Raw genomic sequence first — 11141 nt, 5'->3', positions numbered from 1 at the left:
GGTCATGAGGCGAGGAGGCGGTCGAGGGCGTGCTTGACCCGGTCGGAGTCCTCGCGGTACTTGACCACTGCGCCGAGGGTGCGCGCCGCCGACTCCAGGTCGAGCTCGTCGGCGCCCAGCCGGTCGAGCGCGCGGACCCAGTCGAGGGTCTCGGCGACGCCCGGGGGCTTGAGCAGCTGCTCGCCGCGCAGGGTCTGGACGGCCGCGGCGACCTGCTCGGCCAGCTTCGCGGACACCTCGGGCATGCGACTGCGAACGATGCTGACCTCGCGCTCGAGCCCCGGGTGGTCGATCCAGTGGTAGAGGCAGCGGCGCTTGAGGGCGTCGTGCAGCTCGCGCGTGCGGTTGGAGGTGAGCACCACGGTGGGTGCCGTGGTGGCGGTGACGGTGCCGATCTCGGGGATGCTGACCGACCAGCTCGACAGCACCTCCAGCAAGAACGCCTCGAACTCGTCGTCGGCGCGGTCGATCTCGTCGATGAGCAGCACGGCCGGGCTCTCGCGCAGGGCGCGCAGGATCGGGCGAGCCAGCAAGAAGCGCTCGTCGAACAGTGACGCCTCGGCATCGGCGGCGTCGAAGGTGGCGTCGCCGGCGGCAGCCTCGAGCGTGCGCAGGTGCAGGATCTGGCGGGGGAAGTCCCAGTCGTACAGTGCCTGGCTGGCGTCGATGCCCTCGTAGCACTGAAGGCGGATGAGCGGGATGCCCGCGTCCTCGGCCAGCGCCTCGGCCAGCGCTGTCTTGCCGGTGCCCGGCTCGCCCTCCAGCAGCAGGGGGCGCTGCATCTCGGCGGCGAGGAACACCACGGTCGACAGCGCGTCGTCGGCCAGGTAGCCGGTGCGGGCGAGCGCGGCGGCCGTGTCCTCTGGTGACGTCACTCGGCCACGTTACTCAGTGTGAGGTTGGTCACGGGTTGGCTCGTCGGGTGGACCGGCAACCGGCGGTGTGTCGACGTCGATCCCGGTGGACAGATCGCCGCACTCCACCAGGTCGGGGCCGTGCGTCCTCAGGTAGTCGCGGGCACCGGCGTCCCCCGACGACTCGGCGAGCACGCCGTCCCAGTGATCTCGACCGATCAGCACCGGGTGGCCGGGGCGACCACCGAAGGCTGCTCGCGCCAGCGACCCGGGCCCGCTCCCTGCGTCGAGCACGCGAGCCACGACGTCCGGGCCCACGTCGGGCAGGTCGACGAGGTGCACGATCACGGCATCGGCGTCGCCTTCCTCGAGGGAGCGCAGCCCGGCTCGCAGCGATGCGCCCATGCCGTGGGCCCAGTCGGTCGCCTCGACGACGTCGACGCCTCCCGGCACCGTCGGCCGGACGGTGCCGGCCTCCGCCCCGATGACCACCGTGACCTGGTCGCAGCCCCCCAGGCGCAGCACCTCGACCGCGTGCCCCAACCAACCCGGCACCAACGCCTTGGGCCGGCCGTAGCGGCGCCCGGCTCCGGCGGCCAGCACCAGGCCCACGGTCGACGACATGCGCCGACCCTACGCCGAACCCCGGCTGCGCCTCGGTCGCTCGTGCCTCGCTTCCTCACGCTCCTCGCAGGGCTCGTCGCCGGCGAGCGGGAGCGGCGGCGGTGGTATGCATGGCGCATGGACGTGGTGCAGGCCGGGTACGCCGTGCGGTTCGAGTGGGGTTCCACGGGAGGCGCCGCGATCGCCACCGGGGCCGACTGTGCCCTGGTCGTCGACGTCCTCTCCTTCACGACCGCGGTCGGTGTGGCCGTCGAGCGCGGGATCACCGTCATCCCCTACCCCGCGGCCGGTGAGGCGGCCGAGACCGTCGCGGCCCAGCACGGCGCTGCCCTGGCGGGGCCGCGCGGCATCGGCGTGAGCCTGTCCCCGGTCAGCCTGCGCGAGGTCGACCCGCCCCCGCACCGCCTGGTGCTGCCGTCGCCGAACGGGGCGACCGTCACCGCCGGTCTGGCCGACCTCACGACGGTGGCCGCCGCGTCGCTGCGCAATGCCCGCGCGGCGGCCGCGTGGGCGGCCGACCACGGCCCGACGATCGCCGTCGTCGCGGCGGGTGAGCGCTGGCCCGACGACTCGCTGCGTCCCTGTCTCGAGGACTTCTGGGGAGCAGGTGCCGTGCTCGCCGCGCTGGAGGAGCTCGACCTCGACCTGTCCCCGGAGGCCGCGGCGGCCGCCGACGCCTACCGGGTCGTGGCCGGCCGCCTGGGTGGGCACCTCATGGCCTCGACCAGCGGTGTGGAGCTTGACGAGACGGGGTTCGGGGGCGACGTCGCACTGGCGGCCGAGGTCGACACGTCGATCGTGGTGCCGGTGCTCGGCGCCGACGGGTTCACCGCCGCCACACCCTGAATTCGCCCCGAGATCGATATCCGACCCGACATCGCGGTATCGTAGGCCCCACACGGTTGTCGTCGTGCCGCTCATCGGGCGGGTTCTGACTCCCGCCTCTCGGTGGGTCCCACACGATCACCGCCGACGTGCCGGCCGCCGAGCGGTGGGCGCGTGTCGCTCGCGAGACGGCTTCCTGCCACCTCGACGGGTGTCGTCAGGCAGGCCGACCGTACCGGCACCCGGACGTGAATTCAGTACCCAGCTCAGTGCCCACCGTCTTGGGCCCAATTTCTTGGGGAGGACCTCAGTGGCCCAACCAGGCCGACGCCAGTCTGGCGCCACCCGCACCCGCCAGTCGGGCAACCGACGCAAGGCGCGCCCCGTCGACAACGAGGGCATCATGCCGGTGCTCGCCCGGGCCGTGCGTGACGTCGAGTCGCGCGCCCAGCGCGGAGCGCTCAACCACGACCAGCGCACGCGCTTCCAGGTGGTCGGACTGCTGGTGCGCGAGGAGCGCAACCGCGTCAAGGCCGACCCCGAGATGAGCGAGTCGGCCCGCGCCGAACAGCTCAAGCGGTTGGACGGTGTGGCCACGATCCTGGCCAAGACGGCCACGCGCGACCCCTCGTTGTTCTCGCTGCTCGGCGACGACGTCGTGATGTCGGACGAGGCGCGCGCGCTGCGCCGCGAGATGGTGGCGGCCGCCGGACTCGAGGCAGCCCCCACGGAGCCGGTCGCCGACGAGACGTTCTCGGACGCCCCGGCTCCCGTCGAGAAGCGTGTCGTCCCGCAGTCGGTCATCTCTCGCCAGCTCGCCAACCCGTTCCTCGCCCCCGACTTCAGCAACGCGGCGCCTCGCGAGAGCCAGTACGGCCGGCTGTCCACGTGGGAGCTGCTCGGTCCGTTGTTCACCGCGTTCGAGAAGGCCTCCGACGGCTCGCCGTCGTGTATGGCGCTGCCTGATCCGCAGTGGCTGATGACCCCGTCGGGTCGGGAGCTGATGAAGCACCAGGCGCAGCTGGTCGAGGCGGCCGCCGCCGGTCACCGCACCTTCCTGCTCGCCGACGAGCCCGGTCTGGGCAAGACCGCCCAGGCGCTGCTCGCCGCCCACGCCGCCGACGCCTACCCGCTGCTGGTCGTGGCCCCCAACGTGGTCAAGGCCAACTGGGCCCACGAGGTCGCGATGTGGACCCCCAGCCGCAAGGCCACGGTCATCCACGGCGACGGCGACACCCTCGACGCGTTCGCGGACATCGTGATCGTCAACTACGAGGTGCTCGACAGGCACGTCGGCTGGCTCGGGGAGCTCGGTTTCAAGGGCATGGTCGTCGACGAGGCGCACTTCATCAAGAACAAGTCGTCGCAGCGATCGCAGCAGGTGCTCGCTCTCGCCGACCGGCTGCGCCAGCGCGTCGGCCGTCCGCTGATGATGGCGCTGACCGGCACCCCCCTGATCAACGACATCGAGGACTTCCGCACCATCTGGCAGTTCCTCGGCTGGATCGACGAGAAGAAGCCCCGCGCCGAGCTGATGGCGGCACTGGAGGAGACCGGGCTGACGCCGATCGACCACGGCTTCTACTCCGCGGCCCGCCGGGTCGTCATCGACCGCGGCATCGTGCGTCGACGCAAGGTCGACGTGGCTGCCGACATCCCGGCCCGTCGCATCGCCGACCTGCCGGTCGACCTCGACGACGAGATCGGTCGCTCGATCGCCGAGGCCGAGCGCGTCCTGGTGGCCCGCATGCTGCGCCGCTACGACTCCGGTGCTGCTGCCAAGGCCGAGGCCAAGGGAGTGTCGCCGTCCGACCAGATCGACCTCGACCTGGTGCGGCGCGTCGCCCTGTGGGAGCGCGAGGACGCCGAGGGCTCCAAGGACGAGGAGAACGTCTTCAGCATGATGCGGCGCATCGGCCAGGCCAAGGCCGGGCTCGCCGCCGACTACACCGCCCAGCTGGCGCGCAGCGTCGGCAAGGTGGTGTTCTTCGCCAAGCACATCGACGTCATGGACACCGCCGAGGCGGCGTTCGCGCAGCGTGGCATCGGGTACACCTCGATCCGGGGTGACCAGAGCAAGTCGGCCCGCGAGAAGGCCATCGACGGCTTCCTCAACGACCCCGAGGTCAAGGTGATCGTCTGCTCGGTCACCGCAGCCGGCGTCGGCATCAACCTGCAGGTCGCGTCCGACGTGGTGCTCGCCGAGCTGTCCTGGACCGACGCCGAGCAGACCCAGGCCATCGACCGCGTGCACCGCATCGGTCAGGACAAGCCGGTCACCGCGTGGCGCATCATCGCCGCGCAGACGATCGACGGCCGCATCGCCGAGCTGATCGACAGCAAGGCCGGCCTCGCTGCCCGAGCCCTCGACGGCTCCGACGAGGAGGTCGGCTCGTCGGTCGACGTCCAGCTCGAGGCCTTGGTCACCCTGCTCACCGACGCCCTCGAGGACCGCTCGGCCTGAGGTTCCCGCTGAGTGTCACGTTTCGACCGGTTTTGAGGCCCAGAACCCGTCGAAACGTGACACTCAGCGGGAACTGGTGGGGCGGATCAGCGGGTGGGTCGCTCGTGGATGATCTCGAGCCCGTCCTCGTCGTCCCACTGCTCGCCGACCTCGACGAACCCGTACGGCAGCACGAGGTCGCGCGAAGCAGTGTTGGCGGGAGCGATCGTGACGCGCACGGTGCGGACGTCGGGGTGGTGGTCCGCTCTGTCCAGGAGCGCCTCGAGGGCCGCTCGCGCGTAACCACGTCGACGGTGTTCCGGCACCACCTCGTAGCCGATCTCGACCATTCCCTCGGCATCCGGTGGGCCGTGAAAGCCCGCTCTGCCGACGGCGAACCCGCCCTCCTCGTCCCACACGACGCCGGTGATCCACGCCGCGCTCGCGGGCTCGTCGACAACCTGGTGTGCCCGCATCTCCCACACCCGGCGAAAGCCCGGGGCGATGAACGCAGCGGTCAACGGCACGGGGGCCGCGGAGTTGGCAGCAACGAGGTCACCATCGGCCAGGGCGCGAAGGGCGGCGAGGTCGAGGTGCACGACGCGGACCCGCTGGCGAGACATGCGATCGACACTAGAGCTGCGCTGGAGGGCCGCCGAGGTTGGTGGGCGTTCCGACGGCGCCGATCGCTCGGTCGTGGTTGCGCGTGATCGTCCACACGATCTTGAGCCACAGGGCGAGGGCGACCAGGTGCACCACGGCAGACGCGGTCTCGGTGGGGCCGACGGCCGAGAGCAAGGACGTGTCGTCGGAGATGACGGCGCCGCCAGCCTGGGACAGGCCGATGGTGACGAGCCAGAAGGCCCACCACCAGCCGCGCAGGGCGCGCCCTGTCCGAGGCGTGGTGCGGAGCCATGCGTCGCGGACCACCTGCAAGGGGAACCACAGGCTGACGACCGGCACGATCCAGCCGCCCCACGCCCAGCCGGCGCTGCGGCTCTGTGCGAGGTCGGGCCGGATGGTCGCAGCTGCCTGGTGCGCCCGATGCAGCCAGATGCCGGTCGACACGAAGGCGCCGACCATGACCAGGAAGAACGGCAGACTGAGCAGCTCGTAGGGCGTGACGACGTCGAGCGTCGTCCCTCCGGCATTGACCTCGTCGATGTAGGTCTGCTGCGCGGACCAGGCCAACGCGGCCGAGACCACTGCTGCGAGGGCGTAGAGCACGCTGAAGGCGGTGACCACGATGGCGGACTTCCGCAGCGGGACCAGCGGCGGCCGCGGCGCAGCCGGATAGGCCATCGGGTACTGCGGAGCCGGGTACGGCTGTTGCGGGTACGTCGGGTACGGCTGTTGCGGGTGCGCCGCGTACGGCTGTTGCGGGTACGCCGGGTAGTGCTGGGCCGGGTACGGCTGTTGCGGGTACGCCGGAGGAGGGGAGTCGTGGATCTCGCCGGGGTAGTCCGGGTAGACCGGCCGAGTCGGTTCAGGGCGACTCGGGTCGGGACCAGTCGGGCCAGGCTCCGGTGGTGTCTGCGACATGCTTCCTCCCGATGACTGCGCAGCAACCAGCGGTCGAGCGCCCGCACCGTGTCATGGTGCGGGACGAGTGAATCACATCAGAGGCCGCCGGTCCCACCACCGTGCCGGGCTGTCTGCATCAGGCTGCCGGCGCGGCCGACTTCCTCCGACGAGCCGGGACGGGCGCCAGGGTCTTGTCGAGGTCGACGCGCAGCGAGACGATCGAGTCGAGCACGTAGTTCTGCACCATCTGCCACGGGCGGCGGTTGCCCTGCTGGGGGAACTCGTCGAGCGAGCGCTGCACGTAGCCCGATGACAGGTCCAGGAGGGGGCGGGCCTCGATGGCGCCGTCGACGAGCGGCTCGACCGCCGGGTGACCCTCGCGATCCATCCACGCGAGGACCTTGCACACCACACGGTGCGTGAGGTCGGCGCGCAGCGTCCACGACGCGTTGGTGTAGCCGACGCAGACCGCGAAGTTCGGAACGCCGGTGATCATCGCGCCGTTCCAGATGAACTGGTCGGCGAGGTCGACCTTCTGGCCGTCGACGAACGGCTCGATGCCGCCGAACGCCAACAGCTTCAGTCCGGTCGCGGTGACGATGATGTCGGCCTCGAGCACGGTGCCCGACTCGAGCTCGATGCCCTCGGGGACGAACCGCGCGATGTGGTCGGTGACGACGTCGGCACCGCCGCTCTTGATGGCCTTGAACAGGTCGCCGCCGGGCACGGCGCACAGGCGCTGGTCCCACGGATCGTAGGTCGGGCTGAAGTGAGCGGCGGCCTGCTCCTCACCCACGAACTTGGCCACGTTCCCGGTCAGCACCTTGCGGGCGACCTTCGGGAAGCGCTGGCAGAACTGGTACGTGGTCACCATGAAGCCGATGTTCTTGGCGCGGATGGCCTTGTCGGCGAGGGCGTCGGGCAGCAGCGCCTTCAGGCGGGCCGCGTTCTTGTCGATGGTCGGCACCGAGCTGATCCAGGTGGGCGTGCGCTGCAGCATCGTGACGTGGCCGGCGGGGCCGTCGCCCTCGAGCAGCGACGGGACCAGGGTGACGGCGGTGGCGCCGGACCCGATCACGACGACCTTCTTGCCGGCGTAGTCCAGGTCCTCGGGCCAGAACTGTGGGTGCACGATCTGGCCGGTGAAGTCCTCGGATCCCACGAACTCGGGTGCGTGCGGCTCGTCGTAGTTGTAGTAGCCCGCGCAGGAGTACAGGAATGACGCGGTCATGGCTCGCTGGGCGCCGGTGGACGTGTCCTCCACCGTCAGGTTCCACCGCGACTCCGAGGTGTCGAAGTCGGCACCCACGACGCGGCTGGAGTACTGGATGAGCTTGTCGACGCCGGTCTCGGCGGCCGTCTCGTGGATGTACTGCAGGATCGAGTCGCCGTCGGCCAGCGTCTTGTCGCCGGTCCACGGCCGGAACGAGTAGCCGAGCGTGTACATGTCGGAGTCCGATCGCACGCCGGGGTAGCGGAACAGGTCCCACGTGCCACCCATGCGCTCGCGCGACTCGAGGATCGCGACGGTGCTTCCGGGGCGCTCGCTGATGATGCGGTGGGCGGCGCCGATGCCCGAGAGACCGGCTCCGACGACGACGACGTCGACGTGATCTGACGACTGATCTGAAGTGCTCATGGTCTCAGTATCGTCCAGGCGCACCAGCGTCACTTGACTTTGCGCGACAACAGTTTGACTCTGGACGACATGACGGAGTCGCCGTGGCACTGATCCGCGCTGCCGGCATCCGCGGCTTCGCGCAGCTGGTCGTCGACCACGGCGGCGATCCGGACCAGATGGCGCAGCGGGCGGGGCTGGCGCCGCAGGCCCTGCACGATGACGACCTGCTGGTCGACGACGTCGCCCTCGGCACCGTCCTGGAGATCGCCGCGGCCGACCTCGGGCTGCCCGACCTCGGGCTCCTGCTGTCGGAGCGGCAGGACCTGTCTATGCTGGGCACGCTGTCGGTCGCGATCCAGAACTCCCCGACCCTCGGCGAGGCGATCGAGTGCACCTCGCGCTACCTGTTCATCCACTCGCGTGCGCTCAGCGTCGATGTCGTGCCCGACCCGCGCGGGGTCGCGGGGGTGGTGGGCATCCGGTACGGGCAGGCCGGCCTGGGTGACGTCTTCCGCCAGGGGCTCGACGTGGGCCTGGGCTTCCTGCACCGTTCGTCGCGCTATCTGTCGTCCGGTGCGTACGGGCTGCGTGGCGTCGAGCTGCCGCACCATCCGCTGGCGCCGCTCTCGCGCTACGAGGAGTTCTTCGGTGTGCCGGTGGTGGCCGGCCGGGAGGCGGCGATCCTGCGGGTGCCGACGAGCCTGCTCGCCCAGCCGATCGGGGCGGCGAACGCGGCGGCACGACAGCTGGCGCTGGAGCACCTCGAGCAGCAGGGGCGTCAGCGCGGGGACGACGTGACCACCCAGGTGCGCGCCGCGCTCGACCAGTCGATCGGCACCACGACGGTGCAGGTGTCCGACATCGCCCGACTGCTGGCGGTGCACCCGCGCACGCTGCAGCGCCGCCTCGAGGACGAGGGCACGTCCTTCGCGGCGATCCTCGACGGCCTGCGCGCGGCTCGCGCCCACAGCTACCTGACCTCGACCGACATGCCGATGAGCCAGGTGGCTGCCGCCCTGGGGCTGTCCGAGCAGTCCGCCCTGAGTCGCAGCTGCCGACGCTGGTGGGGCCGTTCTCCCAGCGAGGTGCGCGCCGGCCGCTAGCGCTGCTCGAGCAGGGCGATGAACTCGTCGGCCATCACCAGGTGTCGGCGCAGTCGGTCCCTGCGATCGCGGGCCTCGGCGATCATCGGCGCGATCGGATCGGCGTCGTCACGCCCCTCGAGTGCATGCATGACCGTGTGCATCTCGTCGAGGCTGTAGCCGAGCGGCTTCATCCGGCGGATCACCAGGAGCCGGTCGACGTCGTCCTCGGTGTAGAGCCGGAACCCGCCCTCGCTGCGCGCCGACGGCGACAGTAGGCCGATCTCGTCGTAGTGGCGCAAGGTGCGAAACGAGAGACCGGTCCGCTCGGCGACCTCGCCGATCTGCATCATGTGGGGCCTCTCACGCGGGATGGATGCGAACTCTACCCTCACGTGAGGGTAGGGTGGGACCAGACGTCCGCCGGATGCGCTCCGGCCCGTGCCCGTCGTTCGCGGCACGTCGCACGATCGTCCCACCGGGGCTCGGCCCCGCCTTCCTTCTCGTCTGGAGCCTCATGTCCCGCGACATTCCTGTGCGCGCCGCCACGTCGACGCGCGACGACAACAGCGTGATGAGCGCCCTGCGCTCGCCCACGCGCCTGCGCATCGAGGTGCTCGCCGGCCTCGTGGTCGCGCTCGCGCTCATCCCCGAGGCCATCTCGTTCTCGATCATCGCCGGCGTCGACCCTCGCGTCGGACTCTTCGCGGCGTTCACGATGGCCGTCTCGATCTCGTTCCTCGGCGGGCGACCGGCGATGATCTCCGCGGCCACCGGTGCCGTGGCGCTCGTGGTCGCCCCGGTCGTGCGCGACCACGGCCTCGACTACCTGATCGCCACGGTGCTGCTCGGCGGGGCCATCCAGGTGGTGTTCGCGCTGCTCGGCGTGGCCAGGCTGATGCGGTTCATCCCGCGCTCGGTCATGGTCGGGTTCGTCAACGCGCTCGCGATCCTGATCTTCCTGGCGCAGATGCCGTACCTGATCGACGTGCCGTTCCTCGTCTACCCGATGGTGGCCGTGGGCATTGCGGTCATGGTGCTGCTGCCGCGCGTGTTCACCGCCGTGCCGGCGCCGCTCGTGGCGATCGTGCTGCTGACGGCTTTCACGCTCGCCGCCGCCCTGAGCCTGCCGGACGTGGGCGACGAGGGCGAGCTGCCCGACAGCCTGCCCCACCTGCTGATCCCCGACGTGCCGTTCTCGCTGGAGACGCTGCGCATCATCGCTCCGTACGCGCTCGCGCTCGCCGTGGTCGGCCTGCTGGAGTCGCTGATGACCGCCAAGTTCGTCGACGACATCACCGACACCCACTCGCACAAGACCCGCGAGGCCTGGGGACAGGGTGCGTCGAACATCATCACCGGATTCTTCGGCGGCATGGGCGGCTGCGCCATGATCGGCCAGACCATGATCAACGTGAAGGTCTCGGGGGCACGCACGCGCATCTCCACCTTCCTGGCCGGCGTGTTCCTGCTGATCCTGGTGGTCGGCCTCGGCGACGTGGTGGCGGTCATCCCGATGGCGGCGCTGGTGGCGGTCATGATCATGGTCGCGGTCGGCACCTTCGACTGGCACAGCATCGCGCCGGCCACGCTGCGCCGCATGCCCAAGAGCGAGACGTTCGTGATGGTCTCCACCGTCACCGTCGTGGTCGCCACCGAGAACCTCGCCATCGGCGTGGGTGTCGGCGTGCTGGTCGCGATGACCCTGTTCGCGCGCCGCGTGGCACACCTGGCGTCGGTCGAGCGCGAGATCGTCGAGGACGAGCACGGCACCGCGCGTGCTGTCTATCGCGTGCACGGAGAGCTGTTCTTCGCCTCCAGCAACGACCTCTACACGCAGTTCGAGTACGCCGACGACCCCGACCTCGTGGTGATCGACCTGACCGCCTCCCACGTGTGGGACGCCTCCACGGTCGCGGCGCTGGACAGCATCAGCACCAAGTACGACCGCAAGGGCAAGAGCGTCGAGATCATCGGGCTCAACACCGCCAGCGCCTCGATGCACGGGCGGCTCAGCGGGCAGCTTCTCCGGGCACTGAGCCGTGGCTGGATGAAAGGTGCCAGCCAGTAACGATCGCGCTATGGTCTGCCCATGGCTGACGGGGGCGAAGGTCTGGTCGGGAACGACCCGGTCCGCAGCGCGGTCCATCGACGTGTCCCGTCCGAGG

Annotated in this window: 10 protein-coding genes; 4 read left to right on the top strand and 6 right to left on the bottom strand. The window is 70.5% G+C overall.

All coding sequences use genetic code 11. The features are described 5' to 3' along the window. Positions 1 to 2 precede the first annotated feature (2 nt). Positions 3 to 875: an AAA family ATPase gene (locus tag AC0L5F_RS09400; RefSeq protein ID WP_473313062.1), complete on the bottom strand. Its 873-nt coding sequence runs from the start codon at positions 873 to 875 to the stop codon at positions 3 to 5. A gap of 9 nt (positions 876 to 884) precedes the next feature. Then, entirely contained in the window at positions 885 to 1478 is a 594-nt protein-coding gene (locus AC0L5F_RS09395) for a nucleotidyltransferase family protein (protein ID WP_473313061.1), read from the bottom strand. Positions 1479 to 1595: 117 nt separating this feature from the next. Between AC0L5F_RS09395 and AC0L5F_RS09390 the strand changes: the two genes are divergently transcribed. Then, positions 1596 to 2324, top strand: coding sequence for a 2-phosphosulfolactate phosphatase (locus AC0L5F_RS09390; RefSeq protein WP_473313060.1), 729 nt, complete (start codon positions 1596 to 1598; stop codon positions 2322 to 2324). A 289-nt stretch (positions 2325 to 2613) separates the two neighbouring features. Further along, positions 2614 to 4767, top strand: a complete 2154-nt coding sequence (locus AC0L5F_RS09385) for a DEAD/DEAH box helicase (protein WP_473313059.1) — start codon at positions 2614 to 2616, stop codon at positions 4765 to 4767. 86 nt (positions 4768 to 4853) lie between these two features. On the opposite strand, the gene AC0L5F_RS09380 is transcribed toward AC0L5F_RS09385, so the two are convergent. From AC0L5F_RS09380 to AC0L5F_RS09370, 3 genes are all read right to left on the bottom strand, one after another. Beyond that, positions 4854 to 5369, bottom strand: a complete 516-nt coding sequence (locus AC0L5F_RS09380) for a GNAT family N-acetyltransferase (RefSeq protein WP_473313057.1) — start codon at positions 5367 to 5369, stop codon at positions 4854 to 4856. A 10-nt stretch (positions 5370 to 5379) separates the two neighbouring features. Then, positions 5380 to 6288: a DUF4328 domain-containing protein gene (locus AC0L5F_RS09375; RefSeq protein WP_473313055.1), complete on the bottom strand. Its 909-nt coding sequence runs from the start codon at positions 6286 to 6288 to the stop codon at positions 5380 to 5382. 118 nt (positions 6289 to 6406) lie between these two features. Then, on the bottom strand, positions 6407 to 7909 hold the full coding sequence (locus tag AC0L5F_RS09370; RefSeq protein WP_473313054.1) for a flavin-containing monooxygenase: 1503 nt from the start codon (positions 7907 to 7909) through the stop codon (positions 6407 to 6409). An 83-nt stretch (positions 7910 to 7992) separates the two neighbouring features. On the opposite strand from AC0L5F_RS09370, the gene AC0L5F_RS09365 reads away from it, so the two are divergent. Further along, positions 7993 to 8994 carry an AraC family transcriptional regulator gene (locus AC0L5F_RS09365; protein WP_473313053.1) on the top strand — a complete coding sequence of 334 codons (1002 nt, stop codon included), beginning with the start codon at positions 7993 to 7995 and terminating at the stop codon, positions 8992 to 8994. On the opposite strand, the gene AC0L5F_RS09360 is transcribed toward AC0L5F_RS09365, so the two are convergent. Continuing rightward, the gene (locus AC0L5F_RS09360) at positions 8991 to 9326 is read right to left on the bottom strand and encodes a MerR family transcriptional regulator (protein ID WP_473313052.1); all 336 of its coding nucleotides are present in this window, start codon (positions 9324 to 9326) and stop codon (positions 8991 to 8993) included. The two genes, AC0L5F_RS09365 and AC0L5F_RS09360, sit on opposite strands and share 4 nt — an antisense overlap. A 74-nt stretch (positions 9327 to 9400) precedes the next feature. Here AC0L5F_RS09360 and AC0L5F_RS09355 point away from each other — a divergent pair, with 74 nt between their 5' ends. Beyond that, positions 9401 to 11044 carry a SulP family inorganic anion transporter gene (locus tag AC0L5F_RS09355; RefSeq protein WP_473313051.1) on the top strand — a complete coding sequence of 548 codons (1644 nt, stop codon included), beginning with the start codon at positions 9401 to 9403 and terminating at the stop codon, positions 11042 to 11044. Positions 11045 to 11141 lie beyond the last annotated feature (97 nt).

This window comes from Aeromicrobium sp. 10G20-16, from assembly GCF_055809665.1.
This window is presented reverse-complemented; position numbering and strand designations above follow the sequence as displayed.

What these genes read in the sequence shown, in the direction of transcription:
- AC0L5F_RS09390 (WP_473313060.1), top strand. Translation starts at nt 1,596, where the DNA reads ATGGACGTGGTGCAGGCCGGGTACGCCGTGCGGTTCGAGTGGGGTTCC.
- AC0L5F_RS09355 (WP_473313051.1), top strand. Translation starts at nt 9,401, where the DNA reads ATGCGCTCCGGCCCGTGCCCGTCGTTCGCGGCACGTCGCACGATCGTC.
- AC0L5F_RS09395 (WP_473313061.1), bottom strand. Translation starts at nt 1,478, where the DNA reads ATGTCGTCGACCGTGGGCCTGGTGCTGGCCGCCGGAGCCGGGCGCCGC.
- AC0L5F_RS09375 (WP_473313055.1), bottom strand. Translation starts at nt 6,288, where the DNA reads ATGTCGCAGACACCACCGGAGCCTGGCCCGACTGGTCCCGACCCGAGT.
- AC0L5F_RS09360 (WP_473313052.1), bottom strand. Translation starts at nt 9,326, where the DNA reads ATGATGCAGATCGGCGAGGTCGCCGAGCGGACCGGTCTCTCGTTTCGC.
- AC0L5F_RS09370 (WP_473313054.1), bottom strand. Translation starts at nt 7,909, where the DNA reads ATGAGCACTTCAGATCAGTCGTCAGATCACGTCGACGTCGTCGTCGTC.
- AC0L5F_RS09380 (WP_473313057.1), bottom strand. Translation starts at nt 5,369, where the DNA reads ATGTCTCGCCAGCGGGTCCGCGTCGTGCACCTCGACCTCGCCGCCCTT.